General features: G+C 58.8%; 26 protein-coding genes and 1 pseudogene. 12 read left to right on the top strand and 15 right to left on the bottom strand.

Annotated features, from left to right (window positions below; translation table 11 throughout):
- Window positions 1-72 precede the first annotated feature (72 nt).
- A complete protein-coding gene (locus AC1DF8_RS30660) occupies window positions 73-1,683 on the bottom strand; it encodes a DHA2 family efflux MFS transporter permease subunit (protein WP_478156342.1) in 1,611 nt (536 codons plus the stop codon).
- Between the two features lies 1 nt (window position 1,684).
- On the bottom strand, window positions 1,685-2,845 hold the full coding sequence (locus AC1DF8_RS30655; RefSeq protein ID WP_478156340.1) for an HlyD family secretion protein: 1,161 nt from the start codon (window positions 2,843-2,845) through the stop codon (window positions 1,685-1,687).
- Window positions 2,846-2,989: 144 nt separating this feature from the next.
- On the opposite strand from AC1DF8_RS30655, the gene AC1DF8_RS30650 reads away from it, so the two are divergent.
- Both AC1DF8_RS30650 and AC1DF8_RS30645 read left to right on the top strand, forming a co-directional pair.
- A complete protein-coding gene (locus tag AC1DF8_RS30650; RefSeq protein ID WP_478156338.1) occupies window positions 2,990-3,433 on the top strand; it encodes a DUF2231 domain-containing protein in 444 nt (147 codons plus the stop codon).
- Window positions 3,433-4,776 (top strand): PQQ-dependent sugar dehydrogenase, encoded by a 1,344-nt coding sequence (locus tag AC1DF8_RS30645; protein ID WP_478156399.1) that lies wholly within the window; start codon window positions 3,433-3,435, stop codon window positions 4,774-4,776. The genes AC1DF8_RS30650 and AC1DF8_RS30645 overlap by 1 nt, the downstream gene beginning before the upstream one ends.
- A 260-nt stretch (window positions 4,777-5,036) precedes the next feature.
- Here AC1DF8_RS30645 and AC1DF8_RS30640 read toward each other — a convergent pair whose 3' ends face one another.
- Window positions 5,037-5,270: a DUF6894 family protein gene (locus tag AC1DF8_RS30640; RefSeq protein WP_478156336.1), complete on the bottom strand. Its 234-nt coding sequence runs from the start codon at window positions 5,268-5,270 to the stop codon at window positions 5,037-5,039.
- A 119-nt stretch (window positions 5,271-5,389) separates the two neighbouring features.
- Here AC1DF8_RS30640 and AC1DF8_RS30635 point away from each other — a divergent pair, with 119 nt between their 5' ends.
- The 3 genes from AC1DF8_RS30635 (at window position 5,390) to AC1DF8_RS30625 (ending at window position 6,821) form a co-directional block, all read left to right on the top strand.
- Window positions 5,390-6,109, top strand: coding sequence for a Crp/Fnr family transcriptional regulator (locus AC1DF8_RS30635; protein ID WP_183879859.1), 720 nt, complete (start codon window positions 5,390-5,392; stop codon window positions 6,107-6,109).
- A 46-nt stretch (window positions 6,110-6,155) separates the two neighbouring features.
- A complete protein-coding gene (locus AC1DF8_RS30630) occupies window positions 6,156-6,377 on the top strand; it encodes a hypothetical protein (protein WP_112545292.1) in 222 nt (73 codons plus the stop codon).
- Between the two features lie 141 nt (window positions 6,378-6,518).
- Window positions 6,519-6,821: a hypothetical protein gene (locus tag AC1DF8_RS30625; protein WP_112545293.1), complete on the top strand. Its 303-nt coding sequence runs from the start codon at window positions 6,519-6,521 to the stop codon at window positions 6,819-6,821.
- Between the two features lie 6 nt (window positions 6,822-6,827).
- Here the strand turns inward: AC1DF8_RS30625 and AC1DF8_RS30620 are convergent, their stop codons facing one another.
- A complete protein-coding gene (locus tag AC1DF8_RS30620) occupies window positions 6,828-7,070 on the bottom strand; it encodes a DUF6074 family protein (RefSeq protein WP_112545294.1) in 243 nt (80 codons plus the stop codon).
- A gap of 225 nt (window positions 7,071-7,295) precedes the next feature.
- On the opposite strand from AC1DF8_RS30620, the gene AC1DF8_RS30615 reads away from it, so the two are divergent.
- A complete protein-coding gene (locus tag AC1DF8_RS30615; protein WP_113146506.1) occupies window positions 7,296-8,075 on the top strand; it encodes a DUF1194 domain-containing protein in 780 nt (259 codons plus the stop codon).
- 16 nt (window positions 8,076-8,091) lie between these two features.
- Here AC1DF8_RS30615 and AC1DF8_RS30610 read toward each other — a convergent pair whose 3' ends face one another.
- Window positions 8,092-9,012, bottom strand: a complete 921-nt coding sequence (locus tag AC1DF8_RS30610; protein ID WP_478156332.1) for a TIGR03571 family LLM class oxidoreductase — start codon at window positions 9,010-9,012, stop codon at window positions 8,092-8,094.
- 639 nt (window positions 9,013-9,651) lie between these two features.
- Between AC1DF8_RS30610 and AC1DF8_RS30605 the strand changes: the two genes are divergently transcribed.
- Window positions 9,652-9,798, top strand: a complete 147-nt coding sequence (locus tag AC1DF8_RS30605) for a DUF1127 domain-containing protein (protein WP_112545296.1) — start codon at window positions 9,652-9,654, stop codon at window positions 9,796-9,798.
- A gap of 738 nt (window positions 9,799-10,536) precedes the next feature.
- Here the strand turns inward: AC1DF8_RS30605 and AC1DF8_RS30600 are convergent.
- Window positions 10,537-11,457, bottom strand: coding sequence for a lytic transglycosylase domain-containing protein (locus AC1DF8_RS30600; RefSeq protein ID WP_113114323.1), 921 nt, complete (start codon window positions 11,455-11,457; stop codon window positions 10,537-10,539).
- A 101-nt stretch (window positions 11,458-11,558) separates the two neighbouring features.
- Window positions 11,559-11,822: a DUF982 domain-containing protein gene (locus tag AC1DF8_RS30595; RefSeq protein ID WP_112545298.1), complete on the bottom strand. Its 264-nt coding sequence runs from the start codon at window positions 11,820-11,822 to the stop codon at window positions 11,559-11,561.
- A gap of 317 nt (window positions 11,823-12,139) precedes the next feature.
- Between AC1DF8_RS30595 and AC1DF8_RS30590 the strand changes: the two genes are divergently transcribed.
- The 3 genes and pseudogenes from AC1DF8_RS30590 to AC1DF8_RS30580 all read left to right on the top strand — a co-directional run.
- Window positions 12,140-12,910 (top strand): siderophore-interacting protein, encoded by a 771-nt coding sequence (locus tag AC1DF8_RS30590; protein ID WP_183879863.1) that lies wholly within the window; start codon window positions 12,140-12,142, stop codon window positions 12,908-12,910.
- Between the two features lie 132 nt (window positions 12,911-13,042).
- Complete coding sequence (locus tag AC1DF8_RS30585; protein WP_183879865.1) at window positions 13,043-13,225, top strand: hypothetical protein; 183 nt, start codon at window positions 13,043-13,045, stop codon at window positions 13,223-13,225.
- Between the two features lie 41 nt (window positions 13,226-13,266).
- Window positions 13,267-13,491: pseudogene (locus AC1DF8_RS30580) on the top strand (DUF2934 domain-containing protein); the annotation flags it as partial.
- 18 nt (window positions 13,492-13,509) lie between these two features.
- On the opposite strand, the gene AC1DF8_RS30575 reads toward AC1DF8_RS30580, so the two are convergent.
- The 7 genes from AC1DF8_RS30575 to AC1DF8_RS30545 all read right to left on the bottom strand — a co-directional run bounded on the left by AC1DF8_RS30575 (window position 13,510) and on the right by AC1DF8_RS30545 (window position 20,525).
- The gene (locus AC1DF8_RS30575; RefSeq protein ID WP_112545301.1) at window positions 13,510-13,884 is read right to left on the bottom strand and encodes a hypothetical protein; all 375 of its coding nucleotides are present in this window, start codon (window positions 13,882-13,884) and stop codon (window positions 13,510-13,512) included.
- 65 nt (window positions 13,885-13,949) lie between these two features.
- On the bottom strand, window positions 13,950-14,168 hold the full coding sequence (locus AC1DF8_RS30570) for a hypothetical protein (RefSeq protein WP_112970293.1): 219 nt from the start codon (window positions 14,166-14,168) through the stop codon (window positions 13,950-13,952).
- A 171-nt stretch (window positions 14,169-14,339) separates the two neighbouring features.
- Window positions 14,340-16,343, bottom strand: a complete 2,004-nt coding sequence (locus tag AC1DF8_RS30565) for an aldo/keto reductase (protein ID WP_478156328.1) — start codon at window positions 16,341-16,343, stop codon at window positions 14,340-14,342.
- Window positions 16,344-16,379: 36 nt separating this feature from the next.
- Window positions 16,380-17,465 (bottom strand): ABC transporter ATP-binding protein, encoded by a 1,086-nt coding sequence (locus AC1DF8_RS30560; RefSeq protein WP_478156326.1) that lies wholly within the window; start codon window positions 17,463-17,465, stop codon window positions 16,380-16,382.
- Between the two features lie 11 nt (window positions 17,466-17,476).
- Entirely contained in the window at window positions 17,477-18,313 is an 837-nt protein-coding gene (locus AC1DF8_RS30555) for a carbohydrate ABC transporter permease (RefSeq protein ID WP_478156324.1), read from the bottom strand.
- Window positions 18,310-19,170: a carbohydrate ABC transporter permease gene (locus AC1DF8_RS30550; RefSeq protein WP_112970297.1), complete on the bottom strand. Its 861-nt coding sequence runs from the start codon at window positions 19,168-19,170 to the stop codon at window positions 18,310-18,312. The genes AC1DF8_RS30555 and AC1DF8_RS30550 overlap by 4 nt, the downstream gene beginning before the upstream one ends.
- Window positions 19,171-19,250: 80 nt before the next feature.
- Window positions 19,251-20,525 carry an ABC transporter substrate-binding protein gene (locus AC1DF8_RS30545; protein WP_112545307.1) on the bottom strand — a complete coding sequence of 425 codons (1,275 nt, stop codon included), beginning with the start codon at window positions 20,523-20,525 and terminating at the stop codon, window positions 19,251-19,253.
- Window positions 20,526-20,610: 85 nt separating this feature from the next.
- Between AC1DF8_RS30545 and AC1DF8_RS30540 the strand changes: the two genes are divergently transcribed.
- Both AC1DF8_RS30540 and AC1DF8_RS30535 read left to right on the top strand, forming a co-directional pair.
- Complete coding sequence (locus AC1DF8_RS30540; RefSeq protein WP_112545308.1) at window positions 20,611-21,519, top strand: helix-turn-helix domain-containing protein; 909 nt, start codon at window positions 20,611-20,613, stop codon at window positions 21,517-21,519.
- A gap of 92 nt (window positions 21,520-21,611) precedes the next feature.
- Window positions 21,612-21,896: an acylphosphatase gene (locus AC1DF8_RS30535; RefSeq protein ID WP_113146390.1), complete on the top strand. Its 285-nt coding sequence runs from the start codon at window positions 21,612-21,614 to the stop codon at window positions 21,894-21,896.
- A gap of 2 nt (window positions 21,897-21,898) precedes the next feature.
- Here the strand turns inward: AC1DF8_RS30535 and AC1DF8_RS30530 are convergent, their stop codons facing one another.
- Window positions 21,899-22,879 (bottom strand): ABC transporter ATP-binding protein, encoded by a 981-nt coding sequence (locus AC1DF8_RS30530; protein WP_478156321.1) that lies wholly within the window; start codon window positions 22,877-22,879, stop codon window positions 21,899-21,901.

The raw sequence follows: 22,879 nt of genomic DNA, 5'->3' as shown, positions 1-22,879 counted from the left end.
CATAGTACATGCGGTGATTCGAATGAACCCCCAGATTAGGGGATATACACGAGGTTGTTGATGTTGGGCAGATCAGTGCCCGCTGGGGTGGCTTGAGCCTTCACCGAGGTCGATCTTGCGCAGAATGAAGGCGAGCGGCAAAACTGCCAGCGACAGCCACATCAATGTGTGAAAGACGTCGATATAGGCAAGATAGCTAGCCTGGATCTGCACCTGTTGGCCGATCCAGCCCATGGCCTGTGATTGTGCATCGATCGCTCCGTTTCCTCTGTCGGCAAAATATTGGGTCGCCCCCTGCAGCGCGTGATTGTAGGCGGGGTCGGAGGGGATGATGTGCTCGACCAACCGGCTTTGATGCCATTGTTCACGATGGGCAAGCACGTTCGATGCGATTGAAACACCAATAGAGCCGCCGGTATTGCGCGCCGCATTGATGAGGGCCGATGCCTGGTCGGTCTGGTCCGGCCTGAGGCCGTCATAGGAAGCTGCGGTCATGGGAATGAAGATCAGCGGAAGGCCGAAGCCGAGATAGATGCGCGACCAGACGAAGAAACCGAAGTTCAAATCGGCATTGAGGCGCGTCATGTCATACATTGCAGCTGCAATGATCGCCGTGCCGATCGCGATCAGATATTTCGGCTGGACCTTGTTGGAGATCCGGCCCGCCACGAACATCATGACCATCGTGACCAGGCCGCCGGGCGAGAGCGCAAGGCCGGCCCAGGTCGCTGTATAGCCGAAATTCTGCTGCAGGACCTGCGGAATGAACTGGGTTGTGGCGATCAGGATCGCGCCCGTTGCCAGCATGACGATGAAGCAGGAACCGAATTGCCGGCTTGCCAGCAAGCGCAGGTCGACGACGGGACTGGTCGCTTTCATCAGCCATGGGATCGCAAGAAGAAAAGCTGCGATGCAGATTGCCGTCGCACCGATGATGAAGTTCGAGTCGAACCAGTCTTCCGTCTGACCTCGGTCGAGAACCAATTCGAGCGCGCCGAGAAAGGTCGCGACCAGCAGGAAGCCGACAACATCGAAGCGCACGCCCTTCCGGCGCATCCGCGCGCGCTCCTGACGCAGCGAGTCCGGTTCGTCCACGAGGAAATAGACGAGGATGAAGGCAAAGAGGCCGACGGGTCCGTTGATCAGGAAGCACCAGTGCCAGGAGAAATTGTCCGAAAGGTAGCCGCCGAGCGTCGGGCCGACGACGGGAGCGACGACGACGGCAACGCCGAAGAGTGCAAATGCCTGGCTGCGTTTCGATGGCGGGAAGGAATCGGCGAGGATCGACTGGGAGATCGGCACCATGCCGCCGCCTGCGAAGCCTTGGATCATGCGAAAGATCAGCAGGGATTGCAGGTTCCAGGCGAGGCCGCAGCAGAGAGAGGCAATGGTGAAGGTCGCAAGGCACAGAAGATAGAAGCGCCGTCTCCCGTAGCGCTTGGCAATGAAACTGCTGGCGACGAGAATGATGGCGTTGGACACGAGATAGGTGGTGACGACCCATGACGCTTCATCGGCGCTGACGGCAAGGCCGCCGGAGATGTAGCGCAGCGCCACATTGGCAATCGTCGTATCAAGAACTTCCATGAAGGTTGCGAGCGAAACGACGAGCGCGATCAGCCACGGATTGGCGATCCTGGCACCGGATGCCGGCGTGCCATCGGCTGTCGTGGCATCGGTCATGTCAGTTCCTCGGACGCACGGTTACCGTTGGCACTACTGACATGCCGGGACCGATGGCCACGTCCTTCGGCCAGTTGTCGACGACGATCTTGACGGGCACGCGCTGTGTGACCTTGACATAGTTGCCGGTCGCGTTTTCAGCCGGAAGCAGTGAAAAGGCAGTGCCCGAACCGGGCTGGACGGAATCGACACGGCCGCGAAGCGCATGATCCGGATAGGCGTCGATCGTAACATCGACGGGCTGGCCCGGCCGCATGTCCGTCAGCTGGGTTTCCTTGAAATTGGCCGTCACCCAGATCTCGTCAGGCACGAACATGGAGACTGCCTGCCCAGCCTGGACATATTGCCCTTTCGAGCCACTGAGCTTGACGACACGGCCGGGCTGCGCGGCCGTGATCGTCGTGTAGCTCAGATTCTGTTCGGCCGCTTCAACCTGGGCTTCCGCCTGATGCAGATTGGCGACGGCGCTCGCCCGTTGCGCTTCGGCAGCTGCCTTGTTCTTGACAGCCGAGGTGACGCTTGCCTGCGCTTGAGCGGTACTTGCTCTGTTTTGCCTCAATGTTGATGCTGCTTGCTGTGCGGCCTGTTCCGAGCCGGCGCCGCTTTTGACCAGCTGCTGCTGCCGGTCGTTTTCATCCTCTGCATATTGAAGGGCTGCTTCTGCGGAGGTTTGCTGTGCCTTGGCCTCGTCGATCGCTGCGGCTGCCGCTGCAATCTGCGCTTCGGCGTTGGAGATCACTGCCTTTGCGACACCGACCTGGCCGTGGGCCTGATCCAGTGCGATCTGATAGTCGCGGGGGTCGATCTTGGCGATGATCGCGCCGGCGTCGACATGCTTGTTATCGGAGACGGGAACATCCGAGACATAACCCGATACCTTGGCAGCGACCGAGAAGCTGCGGGCATCGACAAAGGCATCGTCCGTTGTTTCATAGGGATGGAAATAGATAAGCCAGATGAAATAGCCGACGGCAGCAAGAACGATCAGGGCAAGAACGATAAGTATGGTCGCTATCGGATGGCGCCGGATAATGGAGGGACGCTTCTCAGCTTCCGTTTCGTTCTTGACCTCCCGGTCCGGTGCTTCGTTTTTTGCAGGACCGGAGGACTGATCTTGCCCGGCGGCGGCGCGCTGGTTCTGGGGCACGGCAATGTCTTTCATTATGAAAACCTGAAACCAACGCCGGATCATCGGCTTCGGTTCCGGTCAAAATGCCGCAACATCTCCTAGAGAGACTGTAGCTGAGGAACAATTCCAGGTGGCGAAGGTTAAGCCAGCGCCGGGCGACCTCTATGGATCAAGAACATGACCTATTCGACCACACGCGCCTACACCTCGATCGTGGCGCCACCTCTACGCTCGATCCCGCTTCACTTTTCAGCCGGCTGCTTTATCGGGGCACTGCTGACGGACATCACCTATTGGCGAACGGCAGAGATGATGTGGACCAATTTTTCCGCCTGGCTCCTGGCATCGGGACTGTTGCTCGGTGGCCTGGCCGCTCTCGCCGGGCTCGTTGACATCTTCATCGGCCGGCTGCCGCTACGCGGTGTGGGATGGCTTTATGTCATCGGCAACATCGCAGCTTTCCTGGTGTCGCTGTTCAACGCCTTCATTCATAGCCGCGATGCTTGGACATCCGTCGTGCCGACAGGGCTGATACTGTCGGTCGCTGCAACCGCGCTGATCGTCATCAATGCCTGCCTCGGCTGGGTTGTTGTGCGCCAGCGCTTCGGGGGGCTCGAATGATGACCCGGTCTTTTGCCCCTTCCTATTCCGGCGCTTTGGCCTTGCTTCTTATGTGCGGCAGCTGCGTTCTTACAGCCTGCAGTGACAATGAACCGGATCCGACGAGCGAAATCGGCCCAGGTCCAAAGCTGCCGGAGCAGTCGCAATATCTCGTCCCACCGATGCATGTCGCTTCGGTCATCGGATGGAAGGAAGGCGAAACGCCGAAGGTCGCGGACGGGCTGCAGATCAAGGCGCTGGCAACGGATCTGAAGCATCCGCGCTCGGTCTATGTGCTGCCGAATGGTGATGTCCTGGCAGTTGAGTCCATTGCGCCTCCGGCTGCATCGATCAAGCGGCCCAAGGATCTTATCATGGGCTGGATCGAATCCATGGCGACCTCGGGCGGTGGTTCCAGCAACGAGGGCAGCAATCGCATTACGCTGCTGCGCGACGCCGATGGAGATGGTATTGCCGAGGTCAAGGACATCTTCCTCGACCATCTCAATTCGCCCTTTGGCGTGGCCCTCGTCGGCAACGATCTCTATGTCGCCGATACCGATGCCATCAGGCGTTATCCTTATCAGCAAGGCGAGGCGAAGATCACCGAACCCGGCGTCGTGCTGACCGAGCTCCCCGGCGGGCCGATCGACCATCACTGGACGAAGAGCCTCCTCGCCAGCGAAGACGGCAACACGCTCTATGTCGGCGTTGGTTCGAACAGCAATATCACTGAAAACGGCATCGAGGCAGAGAAGAACCGCGCCGCCATTCTGCAGGTCGACCGCCAGACGGGCAGATTCAGGATATTCGCCGATGGGCTGCGCAATCCCAATGGTCTCAGTTGGGAGCCACAAACCCACATGCTCTGGACGGTCGTCAACGAAAGGGATGAACTTGGCCCCAATCTTGTTCCCGATTACATGACATCGGTCAGGGATGGCGGCTTCTATGGGTGGCCATACAGCTATTACGGCCAGAATATCGATCCGCGGGTCATGCCGCAGAGGCCAGATCTCGTGGCCAAGGCGATTGCCCCCGTTTATTCACTGAGCTCGCATGTCGCACCGCTCGGCATGGCCTTTTATACGGCTGACAACCTGCCGGCCGAATATCGAGGCGGTGCTTTCGTCGGCGAGCATGGAAGCTGGAACCGACACGCATTCAATGGCTACAAGGTCGTTTTCGTGCCTTTCCAGAATGGTACGCCGAGCGGCAATCCGCAGGACATCGTCACCGGTTTTCTTCAAGGGGAGGACCAGGCACATGGCAGGCCCGTCGGCCTTGCCGTCGACAGATCCGGCGGGCTGCTGATTGCCGATGATGTCGGCAACACCGTCTGGCGTGTGACTGCAGCAAAGTAGGTCGCCGATATTCGAAAATGCCCTCGCGCATTTCGGCGGGACAGGAGGTAATACGGTCTTGCGAAGACGGTCCAGGGATATCGCAAGTCGTTCAACTGACATCTCGAAGCGGTGGTCAGTTGTGTCAAATTTAAATGCTGGCAAATAGACCGCCAGCTATGGTCCTGCCGCATGCACCGTCTTGCATGTCATGTCAGGGGCGCAAGTTTGGCACGTTCGATCAGTTATTCACCGGCTACCCGGTTTGATTCAGGGTGGGGTCAATCCAGCCATTCGTTTGAAAAGGCGAGGCTTGCAACGGAAATTGGCCGCCCTTCGGACCGGACCGTCAATGATATGATAGTTCTCTCTCCGGCTGGCAGTTCATCACGTGCGATATCCGCCAGGATTCGTGCCATTTCCCTGACTACCTCAGCTCGCGACGCAAGTTCCGTTCCCTCATTGTCCCGGATCGGGCCGTCACCATTGTGAAGGTCAAAAAAATATCGGGCCATCTGCTCCCACCATCAGAATATTTCACCATGAAGTGCCGGCTGTCCAATTTGTTCCCTTTTTCTACCCTGTTGGAATATAATCTGTTTTCAATTGCCGGCTCGAAGAGGGGGAGCCGTTCGTGATCGAGCCGCTCCTTCTCAATCTTGAAAGTCACGATGTCCTCTCTGCTGCCGAAATCGAGCTCTTGCGCTCTATTTTCGGTCGCGAAAGATCCGTGGCCGCGGGCGAAGACCTCGTCTCCGAAGGAAGCCGACCCAATCATTCCACGCTGCTCCTCGACGGATTTGCCGCCAGGTACAAGGTTCTGGAGGACGGCACCCGGCAGATCACCGCGCTGCAAGTAGCCGGCGATTTCGTTGATCTTCATGCCTTTCCGCTGAAGGTCATGGACCACGGCATTCTCGCCATTTCGAATTGCCGTGTTGCATCGGTGGATCACCAGGAACTCAAGGCGATAACCGAGACCAATCCGCATCTGACACGGCTGCTATGGCTTGATACGCTTGTCGACGGCGCGGTGCACCGTGAATGGATTGTTGCGATGGGCCGTCGCTCGAAGAAGGCGCATATCGCCCATCTTATCTGCGAGCTCTATGTTCGGCTGCGAACGGTAAACAGAACGAATGGGCCGAGCTTTCAGCTACCATTGACACAGAACGCCATGGCGGATGTTCTGGGCGTTTCCCTCGTTCACCTGAACAAGACGCTGCAATCGCTGCGGAAGGAGAGGGCCTTCACGTGGGAGGGCAGAGTGATTACCATCATCGACTGGGACAAGCTGCAGAAGATTGCCGGCTTTGACGCCGGCTATTTGTCGCTGTCAATCGAAGCGCGGTAGAAATGTCTTTATTGACGACGTGTCAGGTCCAACATGGGAACGCATCATGATCAGCCGCCATATCAAACCTCGCGACGAAGCGTTGACGTCGGATGATCTCGCCACATGCCAGAAAGTGCTGGATATTGTGAAGGCCGAATTCGGGCTTGCTGATGACGATGAGGAAGTGAGCCGGTCGGCTGCCATCATCATCGAACTCTACCGCCAGGGCGTTCACGACGAGGAACAACTGAAGACGTTGGTCTTTGCGACGCGCGGCAAGATCTGAGGCCGGCACGTCTTCAATGTGGATGGATAGATCTGGTTTGCCATCCGCCCAAATCCTACCTTTATGGCGCGACATAGGCGCCAGTTTTTGTGATTGAAGCCCGTAGGTGCTGTTGCCAACCCGCCCGCATCAGGAGGTCTTATGAGAAGTTTGATTTTAGCGGCTGCCCTCTTGCTCCCTACGGCTGCCTTTGCGCTGGACGCCGTAGAGGTCAACGCGCGCGACCATTCCTGCCGCGAGCTTGCACAAATTATCCAGCAGAAAAAGGCCGTGTTCGTTCGCATGGGCCTTGGAGGCCGGAGCTTCCGTTCCCCGCCGGCGCGATGCCAGCTGGGCGACAAATACAGCGTCGCCAGAGTGCGCGCAGCTAACGGGGAAATGTGCGTCCTCGACTACGAGTGCGTCTACGACCCGCAATCCTTCTACAACCGCATTCCCAAATAGTGCTTTTTATCGCTCTGCCGCTGCGGCGTAGACGACCTGAAGCTCCATCTGTACCGCATCCATGAACAGGGCGGCCTGCCGCGAGAGTTCAGCATCGCTGCAGCCCTGTTCTCTCAGATTGGCTGCGAACCCGGCCATCTCCGTCCGCCAGAAGCGGTTGGCGGCCTCGCCGTGAAGGTTCTGAAGGGCCTCAGCACAGCGTCTGATATCGGCTGTGCGTCGGTCGGCGGGAAACTGCAGAAGCGGCATGCTATCTCCGTCATTGCTGGGCGAATCGCCAAGTGTCCCGCAGAATGGCTATGAGTTCTTCACAAGTGGTGAAGCCGATCGCGGAGACATGACTCCTCAGATACTGCTCGATTATCGCATGGCACCCGACATCACTGAAAATTGACAGGATGCAATCTGGCGGCAGTCGCGGCCACGCCAGGCTATGTTAGAGTTCTCGACATAACGCAGTGATGGGAAGTGATGATGCTGACGACACTTGCGATGCTCGCGAGCCTGTCCGGCGCTGCCGCCACGATCGCGCAATCAAGCCAAAACGAAGTCGACGTCGAGTTGGTGCTGGCCGTCGATACGTCGCGCTCGATGGATTACGAAGAGGTCCGCATCCAGCGCGAGGGGTATGTCGAGGCGCTGCGGCATAAGGAATTCCTCGACGCTGTGAAAGGAGGGCTGACCGGGCGGATCGCCGTCAGCTATTTTGAATGGGCCGGGTATGTCGTGCCCGGTTCCGTTATCGACTGGCAGGTGATCGAGACGGAAAAGGATGCGATGGATTTTGCCGACAAATTGGAGGCGCGGCCGATTGCCACCCAGCGCCGCACATCCATATCCGCAGCGATCGTTCAAGGCGCAACGATGCTTGCGGCGAGCCCCTATAAAGGAAATCGTGAGGTGATCGACGTTTCCGGCGACGGTCCCAACAATTCCGGCGATCCCGTCACACCCGCACGCGATGCTGCTTTGAAGGCGGGCATCATCATCAATGGACTGGCCATCATGTTGCGGCCATCTGACGTGCCCGAAGGGCTCGACAAATATTATGGTGATTGCGTGATCGGCGGCCCCGGCTCCTTCGTTCTGCCGGTGCACAAGATCGAGGATTTCGCCGTTGCCGTCCGCCGGAAGCTCGTCTGGGAAGTAAGCGGACTCGAGCCACCAGCACAGATCCGCAGAATTGCCATGAACCAGCCGACAACGGATTGTCTTGTTGGCGAAAAGCTTTGGCAGAATTTCTTCGACCGCTAATCGCTCACTCCGCAGATCATCGCGACGCCTGCAGTTCTGTGGCCTGGTTCAGCCGCGGCAGAACTTCCCGTGCGATAGTCTCGAGATCTGTGAGAGCCTTGCGCCCATTGACCAGCAGGTTGAACGCGACGTGGTGAACGCCGAGATTGCGCAGGGCTCGGAGTGCGGCGAGCAATCCTTCTGGTCCGGTTCGATATCCGAGTGCGATCTCGTCGACATGGTCTGATGAGGCGTCCACAAGATCGAGGGCCATCGCCTGACCCATGCCACGGAATTCGGTGGTCGTGCGCTGCACCGCTCCATGCCACAGTGCTATCCGATCTTTCTGCGCGCTAAGGGGGCGGTGGTAGGTCATCCAGGCGCCGGCGTTYCTGGCGATCCATTCGAGYGATTGCGASGACGARCCSACGGCCACCAGCGGCACACGCCGCCCGCTGCGCGGGCGGATCTCGAACTGGTCCTCGCCGGTCTGTGAGCCGGCATGGCCCTCAAGCGCATCGCTGAGTACGGCCCAGTTGGACCGAAACAATTCGCGCCGGTCGTCAACATTGCGGTCGAATGCCGCAAACTCTGACGGACGGTCGCCGGAGCCAAGTCCGAGAACGAACCTGCCCGATGATAGCACTTCCATCGACAGGGCCGCTTTGGCGATATGAAGCGGATGACGCAAGGGCAGGACGATCGCACCGGTCGCCAACGCGATCGAGCGGGTAGATGCCGCCAGTGCACCAAGTAATACCCACGGATCGGAATGACTGACGGGATCCGGATAGGTGGGACTGTTCAAGGGGACGTCGCGGACCCAGATTGCGGAGAAGCCAAACTCATCGGCACGACGGGCAAGCTCCAGCTGAAGGCCGAAGTCGATGTCGCCCCGTTCTCGCTCCTGCATGGGGAGTACGACACCAATTGTCAGCCGTGAATCTTCAAAGAGCATCGGTCATATCCAGCGCTACCTGCCTGCACTTGGGTAATGCTGACGAGCTTTGCAACAGGACGTGATGTTGCGGCTACCAGAGGGCGGCGGGTGCGCTTGCAAAAAACTGCTCGAGAGCGGAAGCGACCGCGGGGGCGACGGCCACGATCTCCTCGTGAGCGGCGAAGACAAGCAGCCCCAGCATTGAAATCGCCGATCCGACTTCCAGGGCAGATATCGGGTTGGCCGGGAATACTGGAAGGCTGGTCGTTAGAGTGACAACAGATGGCCGGATCGCATTTTTTATATTGTCGTTTGCGGGATGGTGCAGGCGGAGAGGACGTGGGTATGCGAGGCGGGATTTACTGCATATTCCGGGGTAGGTTTCGCAGACTGAGCTAGACATCGATTTGCCCCTGAGCGGCTTTGAAGGATCGTGAGTTCACGTGGGGCTTCGGTGGGCCTCCTTCAACTATACTCATGGATAGGAAACTGCCTCATAAGCAGCCAATGGGCTGCTTATCTATGCGTTTTATGCATGGGTGAGCTGTAGTCTGAACGCTACTCATTTTCGCGGCCCCATATTATATATTTCTCATCAAAGCGAACGAAGCGCCGCTACCTGGCAGCTGTCGCTGGACCCACGGAAAGGGGATTGCAATGAGCATCGCACGCACCTTCAACAACTGGCGCAAGTATCGTCAAACGGTTGCTGAGCTTGGCCGTATGTCGAGCCGTGAACTGAACGACCTGGGTATCGCTCGTGGCGATATTCGTGACGTCGCACGCGCGGCTACCGGCCGCTAAGACCCAGTTTTCGATTGATGTCAAACGCGCTCGCCGGATGAAGGCGGGCGCGTTTTTGTATCATATAAGCTCTTCTTCTAACGCATAGCGCATGGCAGCTTTGCAAATATATGCCTAGAAGGCCGGCAGCGATCATCCTATATTCAAAATCACTGAAGCGATGAAACTCCTCCCTCGTCGCTTTGTCGGAGACGCGGCTTACCTCCTCCCGAGCCAGCGTCTACGTGGCGGCATCCTCCTCCCGTCGCCACGCGTGATAAGGGCGTCTGCTGGATCTCCTCCCCCGGCAGACGCCTTATTAATTTCGGGCGATAGCACACTCCCCAATAGTCTCAACAAGCTCAGTGCTTTGCAGGCATCATGCACGATCCGTGCAGTCGCAGGCTGAATTGCAGCAACTGGGGATGCACTCATTTTTTGGCTTGGAAGCGGCCGGCTCCTGGACCGATACTGGTGGTTGTCGATCACGTCCCGTCAGTTGGAGGGACATCCTTTGGCGGTTGCCGCGACGGGCGACCGGGTGCGATCGGATCGCTTGCCGGGAATGTTTCCTCGAGCGACTCCTCGAGAAAGTCGTCCTGCTCCTGTGCGGATGTATCTGTCCTGTTATGCTTGTTGGCAGTTTCTACAGGTCTGATCATTTCAATCCCCTTGATGCGTAATCTCACCAACTTAGCAAGCCTGGCGGCAGGTCGGCACTAAACTGTCGGATAGGGGCGAGCTGTAATGTGCTTCGGATCAGCGATTCCGGAAGACTGTGCAGGCAACACCGGCCGAGCGGATCGTGCTGCAAAGCTTGGTCGCTTCGGCTCGTGTCTCCCGACCGATTCTCGCGGCATAGCGTGGACGATAGCCAAAGTTTCCGCCCCTCTGGCGCACGATCAGGGCGCGTTCGGCGTTCAGCGGTTCCGGAAGCTTTGCCAGCGATATGGTGAAGAGCCGGTCAGCCACGGACGGATTGTAATGGGCGGCAAGCTGTACGCCCCATGGTGCCCAGTCGGCCGATCCCGTCAGGACCGGCTCGTTCATCTGCCGCGTCTCTGCAAGCGCCACACACGCCTCGCGGAACGCCATCCCGTCGCGCAGCTCAGGCGCAGCGGCCTCCGGAGGGCTGTCCCGCCAGGTCTCGACGGTCTGTCCGGTAATTGCGAACACATAGTCGCGGGTCTCGATCGGCAGGCGGCCGGAGGAAAGAAACCGGCTGAGGCCGGATTCTCCGGCATTATAGGCGGCAGCTGCAAGTCCGAGATTGCCGAAACGAAGCCTGAGTTCGTCGAGGTAGGCGGATGACGCTTTGAGCGCCTGGACGACATCGAAGCTGTTTTCCAGCGCTCGCATTCGGGCTGTGCCGGGCATGAATTGCGCGATGCCCTCGGCACCCTTCGGACTAACCGCTTCCGGGCGGAACAGGCTTTCGCGCCAGATCAACCGGGCAAAGAAGGCAGGCGGAATGTTATGGGTTGCTGCGAAACGGTCCATGACGGCGCAGAGATCGGCATTAAAGTGATCTTTTCGAATGCAGAGCGTCTGCCCGTCCTCGGCGTTGCCCCGGTAAAGGCAAGCCGGTTCGGGAACGGATGGCTCGGCCGCGCTGACCGCGGACGCCATGATAACCCACACGGCAGAAACCAGCGCCGTTGCCGTCAGGCCTATGCCCATCTCATCATCGCCAAACCTTGCCTGACAGCATCGTCGCGGTTTTCGGGCGAGACGGCAAGCTTCCTTTGTCAGCCCGCGGCCTAGGCCACGGGCGACGGGTTTCAGTGCACGACCGTCAAGATCGCAATGCCGGCTTCAGCCGCCGCACGGCGAATGGCGTCCTGCAGCTCACCGACATCGATCTGTCCCGTGATCGCATCGACGCAGGCCTTGACGGCCACGACATATTCCTCACCGTCCTCGGACGGCCAGTCCGCTATCAAAACCTCAGCGGCGTCTCTCAACGTCCTGAGGACCCTGTATTTTTCCCGGCCACCCAGCATCAGCACCAGTGGGGGAAAGCGTTCGTATGTGTTCCATTCCATTACACTTGGTCTCCCCAACGTAAGGATATTGGTAACGTTGCAAGAACCATACCGATCGCGTGTGAAAATCGTGCATCCGACAGATTTAGGGTTGTGGGCCGAATTTGACGTGTGGATCATGCACAAAATGGAGTTTGAAACTCAAGTTTTTATTGCGTCCCGTTTTCGCCTTCGCTAAACAGGGATCGTTATTGGCCGAAGATGATCCGGCCACGTAAGCGTTAACGTCACTCAACGCGTATGATCGAACGGCTTTGCGGCTTCGATCTGCGCGACTGTGTCCTGCGGATCGTTTCCCGAAGCCCCGGAAGGACAAAATGGATAACAAACAATCCGCACATCACCCGTTTCCAGCACCCACTATCGAGCGGGTACGCCATGAATTGCGCCGCCGTTCGCTGATTGTCGAGAGTGTGGCCGATATCACGCCCGGCATGCGGCGCATCGTGTTGAAAGGCGATGATCTTGCCGATTTCACCAGCCTTGCACCGGATGATCACATCAAGATCATCGTGCCCGGCGTCGGCGGCGCCGAGGAACGTCGGGACTATACGCCGCGCAGCTATGATAACGCCGCCCGCAGCCTGACGATCGACTTCGCCCTGCACGAGGCGGGTCCGGCCACGCAATGGGCGGTCGACGCCCAGCCCGGCGCGCCTCTTGAGATCGGTGGCCCGCGCGGCTCCGCCGTGGTTGCCGGCAGCGTGAAGAGATGGCTTCTGATCGGCGATGAGACGGCGCTGCCCGCCATCGGCCGGCGGATCGAAGAGAGCGGTGCCGACACGACCATAACGGCAATCGCCGCGGTCGCAGATTCGGGAGAACAGCAATCCTTCCAGACATCAGCGGCACTCACGATCCGCTGGATCTACCGTCCTCTTTCCGATGCAACGAATGCCGAACCGCTGATTGCTGCTCTGGCCGGGATCGACATCCTTCCCCAGACATTCGTCTGGATTGCAGCAGAGGCGTCGGTGGTGCGGGCAATCCGTGCCTATCTTGTCGAAGAACGCGGCTATCCGCTGAGCTGGATCAAGGCCTCAGGTTACTGGGTCAACGGCAAGGCCGATACGACCGAAAAGTTCTGATAGCCGAGAAAATCCTCGGCTCCGCCATATCGCTCCCGCCAGTCGGCCGGAGCGGCCTGGCAAGACCCTCATTTGAACTCTACGGTGGAACCTCGAACGAATGCCGGTGTTTTCTGAAAAAGGAGATGCGTCATGGGCACGAAGGACACCAACGCCAAAGCCGAACAACGCCGTCCGAGGGATGTCGGACCGATTGCGGAAACAGCGGATCGTGCAGACAGGGAGTCCATTGCCCCGCCGACCATCCAGCCGCCAGGCGCAAGGGATGAAAGCGAGCGGCCGATCGTCGATCCGATCACCGGCGTTGCTCACTGACGAGAAGACGCCGGCAGATTGGAGCGGTTGGAGGTAACAGAATGGCTAGGGACAAAGAAGAAGCAATTCGGCAGCGCGCCTACGAGATTTGGGAGCAGGAGGGCCGACCGGAAGGAGCGGCGCTTCGGCATTGGCTCCAGGCATCCGACGAATTCAGCGACGACGACGAACACGAGACGATGCAGGAATTGATCGATGAGGACGATCGCGACGATGCTGCTTTGCTCCAAGGCGCCGGTGAGAGCGGAGACATTCATACGCGCCGCTAGTCGCGCATAGGTAGATTACTTCTCGGTTCGCTCCAGTAGAATTCGGGCTTCCTCGAAGCGGCGCTTTCGATCGGCATCATCTTCACTCGGCGAATAACAGGTATTCGACACGCAGAACCGCGCGAGATGATGCGGCTTGTCGGCTTTGTCGAATTCGCACTCGAACTCGTCGGTCATCTCTCCCGGTGCGGTCCCCGGTCGCGTCGAATAGGTCATGCGGACGCCCGGTGGCTTGAGTTCCGGGAAAGATTGAACGGTGCCGATCAAAAGCTGATCGCTCATGAAGAAGCCTTTGGCGACTGACTGACATGTCGCCTCCAGATCCGGAGATTGCGCGAAAGCTGCCGCTGGAAACAGGATAATGCCGAATAATACTAGATGTTTACGCAAGCGCGTCTCCTCATTGTATCGTTCTGAGTGAGGTAGCGCCGATACGGCAAAAACAAGTGGGGCCATCAGGCGGCGCCGGAAAAATCTTCCGACAGCAGGCCGAGCAATTCACCGCGATCGCGCACACCGAATTCGAACCAGTCGACCAGCGCTTTCGCCTTTGCCATTCCGAGATTGCTGCTACGGCCGCAACGCGCGGCCGCACACCATTCCTGGTGAATGCCGTCGAGAAAATTCATCGTCTCCGACGTCAGGACTTCTTTCGGCCAAACCGTTCGCGTCATTGCCTTGCTCCCTGGTGCGGGGCACACACTAGATGACCTATGGTTGAGGGCAATGGCGAGAATGCAACACTGACGGATTAGTTGTCGTCGGCCCGTGCGCCGTCGCGCAACAGAAAAGCGGCAGGCGCTGAGGCCTGCCGCTTATCGTAACGCGTTCTCCGTAAGAGGGTATCAGGCTTCCAGCCATTTCACCTGTTCGGGCGTCAGCTTGATGTCCAACGCCGAAAGGCTGTCTTCCAGTTCCGCGATCGTGCGCGGCCCGATCAGCGGAATGACCGGGAAGGGTTGGGCGATGACATAGGCAAGTGCGATATGGATTGGATGCCGGCCAAGCTCCTTGGCAAGCGCGATCGCGCGATCACGCCGTTCAAAATTGCGATCCGAATACCAGCAGCGTACGATCTCGTCGTCATCACGCTTGTCGCGGCCGGCCCGATCGGTGAAGAAACCGCGGCCCTGGCTCGACCAGGCGAAGTTCGGGATCTGCTTTTCGTTCAGCCACTTTTTCCACTCGTCATCGGAGGCGGCAACACAGCCGGCCCAGATTGGATCGAGCATTTCAGCAAGCGAGAAGTTGTTGGAAAGCGCGGCGGGCGCTGCCTTACCGTTCTTCTTGGCATAGGCAATCGCCTCGTCGAAGCGCTCGCGCGTCCAGTTCGAGCCACCGAAGATGCCGCGGATGCGGCCGCGCTTGACCTCGGCATCCATGGCATCGACGAATTCGCCGACAGGTACGTCGGTATTGTCGCGATGCATGAAGTAAATATCGACATAATCGGTCTTCAGGCGGTTGAGAGACTGGTCGAGCTGCTTGCTGATGACATCAGGATAGCAGAGCGGCGAATGGGCGCCCTTGCCGATCAGGACGATCTCCTCGCGTGGCACCTGCCGGCTTGTATGCCAGTCGCCAAAAATGCTCTCCGTCTTGCCGCCGCCATAGACGAAGGCCGTATCGAAGACATTGCCACCGGCTTCATAAAAGGTGTCGAGCGTCAGGGAGGCGGATGCGAAACTCGGGAAGAATTCGAAACCGAGGGTGACGACCGAAGCGGGCTTGGAAATGCCGGGGATCTGGCGCAGCGGAATGGAGTTGCCGCGCCGGACGGCGTCGCCGGCAATGTTCACGGTGCGCTTGGCGGCTTTCTCGACACCATATTCGAGGCCAACCGAAGCGCGCCATTGGTCGAGCACCTTCAGATTGTTGATCGAGTCCGCCCAGCTCATCCCGGGTGAGCGGAATTCCTTCTCGCCGGCGCGGATCGCGTCACCGGCAGCATCCGCTTCGAAGGAGTAAAGCCAGCGGTCTTCCTTGACTTCGATTGTTTCCTGCTCGCCATTCTTGAAGATCTCGATCTTGCCGACCCCGCCCTTGTGACCGGAGGCGAACCAGAAATCCTTCACCTCGATACGGCCCTGCGAGCCGATGATGCGCAGCACATTGTCCTGCTGCGCCATGATCGAGCATGAGACCTCGGCTATGATTTCGTTGGGGAATTTGAGTACGGCCGACGCCCATTCATCGACACCGGACTGGCCGAGATGGGCCACACCCGAAACCTTTTCCGGATCGAGGAAGGGTTTGTCCGCCGCCGCACCCGCGATCAGCCGGGCCATGGAAACGGGATAGCCCCCGACATCCAGAATGCCGCCGCCAGCCGTTTCATTGGCAAACAGGCGGTGTTCCGGCCTGTATGTCCCCATGCTGAAGCCGAAGCTCGAGCGGATGATGCGGATTTCGCCGATCACGCCGCTCTTGACGAGTTCTACCAGCTTTTCGGTCTGCGGATGGACGCGATACATGAAGGCTTCACCGGCAAAGACGCCGGCCTTTTTCGCCTCATAGTAGATCGCCTCGGCATCATAGGCTGAGAGAGCGATCGGCTTTTCGACCAGCACATGCTTGCCGGCGCGGATCGCCTTGATGGCCCATTCGGCGTGGCCGGTATGCGGCGTGGCGATATAGATCGCGTCGACTTCGTTGTCCCCTAGCAGTGCTTCGTAACCATTGACGATACGCGCGCCAGGAAAGCCGTCGGCGAGGCCCGGCTTATCGGGATTGCGGGTCGCGATGGCCACGAGCTTGCCGGTGCGTGAATGCGCGACGCCATCGGCAAAGGTGCGGGCGATAGTGCCGGGGCCGATAATGCCCCAGCGGATCGGATTATCTGAAGTCATGACTATCCTCTTTCGTATTTCAGTCTTGGGATCACGTTATCGAAGCCGCTTGCCGGCGGTATCGAACAGGAAGGTGCGGGCGGCGGACAGCGACACCGTCAGCCGCTCGGTCTTGCCGAGGTTGCGGGATTCTGGCTGTTCTATGATGAGTTGGTCGCCGCCGAAATTTGCGTAGATGTAGCTGGTGTTGCCGAGGTGCTCGGCGACATCTACGGCAACCGTCAGGTCCGCTTCGCCCCGACCTGCCTCACCGAAATGCTCCGGCCGAATGCCGAGTGTGACTGATGTCCCCGATGTGATGGACGGGTCGTGCAATGGTACCTCGAGGCGCACCATTCTGTCGTCCGCAAGCACGACTGTCGCCTTGCCTGCCTGTATCTCGGCGACCTCGGCCTTGAGGAAATTCATTTTCGGCGAGCCGACGAAGCCGGCGACGAACTGGTTAGCCGGATCGTCATAGAGATCGAGCGGCGTGCCGATCTGTTCGATATTGCCGGCGCGCAGAACGACAATCTTGTCGGCGAGCGTCATTGCCTCCGTCTGGTCGTGCGTCACATAAATCATCGTCGTGCCGAGCTGCTTGTGCAGCCTGGAGATCTCGACGCGCATCTGCACCCGCAGTTCCGCGTCGAGGTTCGACAATGGCTCGTCGAACAGGAAGACCTGTGGTTCGCGCACGATGGCCCGGCCGATCGCCACGCGCTGCCGCTGGCCGCCGGAAAGCTGCTTCGGCCGACGCTTCATCAGTTCAGTAATCTGCAGGATCTCTGCGACATGGCGCACACGCCGTTCGGTATCTGCCTTCGGATTGCCATTCATACGCAGGCCGAAGCTCAGGTTCTCCTCGACGGTTAGATGCGGATAGAGCGCGTAGGATTGGAAGACCATGGCGATGCCACGGTCGGCCGGCTCGACGTCGTTGACGACACGGCCGCCGATCTTCAATTCACCGCCGGTAATATCCTCAAGGCCGGCGATCATGCGCAAGAGCGTGGACTTGCCACAGCCGGAGGGGCCGACGAAGACGACGAACTCGCCGTCCTTCACGGCGAGGTCGGCGCCGTGAATGATTTCAAGCGCGCCGTAGCGCTTGACGATATTGTTGAGTGAAAGCTCTGCCATAGGCCCCTCGATTATTTGATTGCGCCGGCCGCAATGCCGGCGATGAAGTGACGCTGCAGAGCCACGAAGACGACGAGGATCGGTGCCGTCAGAAGCACCGCACCCGCCATGATGCCGCCCCAGGAAACCTTGGTGAGGCCGATCAGCACGCCGAGTGCCACAGGAGCCGTCATCATGCCCGGCTTCGAATTGATCAGCAGCGGCCAGAGATAATTGTTCCAGGACGCGAGGAAGAGGATAATCGCCAATGCCGCCATGGTCGGGCGCGCCAGCGGCAGTGCAATGCGCATGAAGATCTGCCACTCCTTGACGCCCTCGACGCGGGCTGCATCGAAAAGATCATTCGGCATCATGGAAAAGGATTGCCGCATGAAGAGCACGCCGAGCGAATTGAAGAGCGGCGGCACGATGAGTGCGATCCAGGTGTTGGCGAGCTTGAACTCGCGCGCCACCATGATGAATTGCGGAATGACCACGACGAAATAGGGAAGCGTGATCGTGCCAAGAATGATGGCGATGACAAGCGAACGGCCGACGAAGCGGTAGCGGGCGAGCGCCCAGCCGGCCATGGAGGTCAGCATCACCGACAGAACGGTATAGACGGTGGCGACGACGATTGAGATCATCATGGCGCCGATGAAGTTCGTGTCCGCCTGCAGGTTCTGGAAGTTCGCGACAAAATTGGTCGAGGGCCAGAGTACGATCTGCGGGCTGAAAATGCCGTAATCCGGCATAGTCGAGAAGACGAACATCATCCAGAGCGGAAAGAGCCAGATGATCGCCAGCGGTAGCAGGAAAGCGTGCAGGGCAATCTTGCGCAGGAGAAGCGATTGCGACTTGGATCTCATTTCGGTTCCCTCCCGACCCAGAGATTGAGAAGCGAGATAACCACTGCGAGTGCTGCCATCGTATAGGCAATTGCCGAAGCATAGCCGAAATTCAGCGAGGTGAAGCCCTGGCGATAGAGGAGCAGGCCCAGTGTCTCGGTGCCGCCGCCTGGACCACCGCGATTGGTGATCAGGAAGGGCTCGGCGAAGAGTTGCATCGTGCCGATGACCGACAAGACCACGCAGAAGAGGATGATCGGCTTCAGCAGGGGCAGGGTGATGTGGAAGAATTGCTGCAGCTTGCTGACGCGATCGAGCGTTGCCGCCTCATAGACATCCTCGGGGATCGATTGCAGGCCAGCCAGAATGATGATGGCGTTGTAACCCGCCCATCGCCAGGTAACGGCGATAATGATGACGACCATGGCGGCATTGGCATTGTCGAACCAGGAAACGGGGGCAAGACCGGCTGCGCCGATCAGCTTGTTGATGATGCCGAAATCGAGATTGAACATCAGCCTGAACACCGCTGCATAGGCGACCTCGCCAACCACGACCGGCGCAAAAAAGGCGAAACGGAACAGGGCGCGCGCTTTCAGAAGCGGCGAATTGAGCAGTACGGCCATGATGGTTGCCAGCGTAATCATGACCGGCACCTGAATGACCAGGATGATGAGCGTGTTATAGACGGCGTTATAGAAGGCCGGGTCGGCGAAGAGGCGCCCCCAATTGGCCTGCAGGCTGAATTTCCACGGATTGATGCGTGTGTTCTGGAACGAAATCAGAAATGAATTGATGATCGGCCACACCCAGAAGGCGGCGAAGACCAGAAGATAGGGCGCTAGGAACGCATAGGCGCTCCGGTTTCTGATCGGCATGGTACCTCCTTACCGAAACGAATGTGCCTGCCGCCTCCCGCGGCAGGCGAGGCCGGGCGCTTAGGCGCCCGGCTTGCCATTCATTGAGCGATAGGAAGACCCGTCGCCGAGGCGATCTGTTTGGCGGCGTCGTCGAGAGCCGCCTTCGCATCGGGATAGCCACCGGCGAAATACTTCGTCTGCGTCGTCTTGTAGATTGCATCCGCGTCAGTCTGGAAGGCCGTGCCGCGGCTCGGCACGATCTTCGGCAGGGTAGCGAGGATGTCGGCCCAGATCTTCTGGCCGCCCCAATAGGGCTGCGGCTCGTTGACGAAGGGATCCTGCACGGCCGACAGCAGCGACGGCACGAGGCCGAACGACTTCAGCATCGTGACCTGGCCCTCATTGGTGGTGAGTGCGTAGGTCAGATATTTGAAGGCTGCTTCCTTGTTCTGCGAATTGGCATTGATGGCGAGCGAGGAGCCGCCGAGGTTGGCAGCATGCGGGCTGTCCGCGCTCATGCCGGGCATGGCGTAGACACCCCACTTGCCCGACAGATCGGGAGAGCCGGAACGGATCGTGCCTTCATACCAGCCGCCGAAGACCTGGCTTGCGACTTTGCCGGCGGTGTTGGAGGAGATCTTTTCGTCCCAGTTTGCTGCCGTCAGCGTGCCGGCATCCTTCATCGCCTTGACTTTTTCCAGCGTCTGGACGCAAGCCGGCTGGTTGACGGTGATCGACTGGCCGTCGGTCGAGAAATAGCCGCAGCCCTGTTCGTTGGCGAGCATGCGGAACCATTCGCTGTCGCCGTTGAAATCGGCCTGGCCCATCACGACGCCGGGATTGGCTGCCGAGATCTTCTTGCCGGCGGCAATGAAATCGTCCCAGGTTGCAATCGACTTCGGATCAACACCGGCCTTTTCGTAGTAATCGCGACGATAGAAGACGGTAACCGGACCGGAATCCCACGGCATGGCATAGGCGACATCCCCGATTTCAAGCTCGGTGCGCTTGAAATCGGGGAATTTCGACTGCATGTCGGCGTTGTAGCCGAGATCCTTCAGATTGGCGAAGCAATCCGGGAAACGGCTCCAGAAGATTTCCGCCTCGAAATTCTCGATCGTCACGATATCGGGAAGGCCGTCGCCGCCGGCGGCGCAGGCTGCGAGCGTCTTGTCGAAGACCTGCTGGTTGCCGAGATCCTGGACATCGACCTTGATGTCCGGGAACTGCTTGTTGAAGCCCTCGATCGTCGATTTGAGAGCGGAAGCTGCGACGTTCCAGCTCCAGATGGTAAGCGTAGCGGATTGCGCATAGGCAGATCCGGATGCAAGCAGCACGAGCGCTGTCGTTGCCGTTATGAGTTTAGAGCGCATGAAAATCCTCCCTTTTCAATTGCTGTCGCTGTGCGAACGTGGCTAATCTAACGCGGCGGAAACGGCTGTCTCATAAAAAGGGAATATCGAATTGGCGGAAAGTAAGGTCGTCGGCAAACCTGTTTACCAGCCTGGTGCGAGCACCATTGAAGGCATGCCGATGGCGCTTCAGATGTTTTATGCCCATCCGCCGGTCATGGCGATGCCGCACTGGCATGCGCAGGTCGAGGTCAATTATATCATGCGCGGCGACGTTCACTACCGCATGAATGGCCATGAAGTCAGCCTCAAGGCCGGTCAGATGTGCCTGTTTTGGGGCGGACAGCCGCATCAGATGGACGAATCCTCAGATGATTCTCTCTATGCCGGCGCGCACCTGCCGCTCGTTTATTTCTTCAAGATGCGGCTGCCTCCGACCATAGGCACCCGTCTGATGAAGGGGGAGATCCTGCTGACATCTGCGACCGATGCGGCCGACGAGGCAAATTTTCCGCGTTGGTATGACTATGCCAGGTCCGGCGACCCGCGGAAAACGCAGCATGCCGTTGACGAATTGCTTCTCCGCATCGAGCGGATTGCCTTGGATTCCTACTCGATGACGCCCGACGATAGCGCCGACGAACTTGAGCAGCCCAACGCACATCTATCCCGCAGCGTTGCTCGCATGTGCGATTTCATCGCGAGCAATTTCCTGCAGGATATCGATACGGTCGAGATCGCCCGCGCGGTCGAGCTCCATCCGAAATATGCGATGAACCTGTTCAAGAAAACGACCGGCATGACGATCAGTAAATATCTCAATCTGCTGCGTCTTTCGCATGCCCAGGCACAGTTGATGGGCGAGGGCTCGAATGTGCTTCAGATCGCGATGGATAGTGGGTTCGGGTCGATCAGTGCCTTCAACAAGTCGTTCCGGAATATTGCGGGCATGTCCCCATCCGACTTCCGGCGCGATATACGCTCAGTGATAGGAAACATCTCCGTCGCCGGTTGAGATGCCGTTCGATCTGCCTCTCGGAACCGTTCACGCGATTGGAACGAGCGACAACCTGGAATGACTATCCGGTTGTCAGAGAGGACTTCAAAATGACAACCAGCCAGGATGCTTTTCGTGTACGCATTACCGGCGGGGTGCAGGGCGTCGGTTATCGCGCCTGGGCCCGCGGTCAGGCCCTGCAGCTCGGATTGACCGGCTGGGTGCGGAATGAGGCCGACGGCTCGGTCAGCGCTCTGATTGTCGGCTCTCCAGCCGCCACCGGTTCCATGCTTGAGCGTTTCTGGAGCGGTCCCGCCGGTTCCTCCGTATCGGAGGTGAAAACAGAGGAGGCCGCGCTCGACGAGGTGCCGAGCGACTTTCGTATCGTCCGGTAAGATCAGGAGAACCTGTGTTCCTTCTCGGTGAGTGGCGAGGCGAATTGCATTTCTCCGATCTTGATCGGCCGGTCGCCATCCGTTCGTACAACAAGCGTCTGCAATTCCGGTACATCGAGATAGACTACCGTGTCGGCACCGAGCCGCTCGATGTGGCGTACCTTGCCCTGCCACTTTCCTTCGATCGATGAGAGCGCGATATGCTCCGGCCGGATACCGTAGGTCCGGCAATTCTCCCGCGCAGCGATCTCTCCGTCGAACAGGTTCATCTTCGGGGAGCCAATGAAGCCGGCAACGAAGGGGCTCGCCGGATTGTTATAGAGCGTCATCGGCGTCCCGACCTGCTCGATCTGGCCGCCGTTCAGAACGACGATCTTGTCGGCCATCGTCATCGCCTCGACCTGGTCATGGGTGACGTAGATCATCGTGGCACCGAGCTTGGCATGAAGCTCGGTCAACTCGATGCGCATCTGCGAACGCAGCGACGCGTCGAGGTTCGAAAGCGGCTCGTCGAACAGGAAGACCTTGGGGTTGCGGATGATCGCCCTGCCGATTGCGACGCGTTGCCGTTGTCCACCCGAAAGCGCCCTTGGTTTGCGCTCGAGCAGATGCGAAAGCTGCAGGATATCGGCCGTCTGCTTCACCCTTTCGGCGATTTCCGCCTTTGGGCGCCTGGCAAGCGACAGGCCGAAGCCGATATTTTCCGCCACGGTCAGATGCGGGTAGAGGGCATAGGACTGGAAGACCATGGCGATACCGCGCTCGGATGGCTCGGCATCGGTCACGTCCTTGCCGTCGATGAAGACCTGCCCCGATGTTGTCGTCTCCAATCCCGAGATGATGCGGAGCAGCGTCGATTTCCCACAGCCGGACGGGCCGACGAAGACGCAGAACTCACCCGGCTCAACGGTGAGATCAATGCCCTTCATGACTTCCAGGCTGCCAAAATTCTTGCGGACACTTTCGAGAACAACTGATGTCAT

The organism is Rhizobium sp. 05N49 (assembly GCF_056396805.1).
Note: the sequence above shows the minus strand (reverse complement) of the source record. Positions and strands in the feature narration are given on the sequence as shown.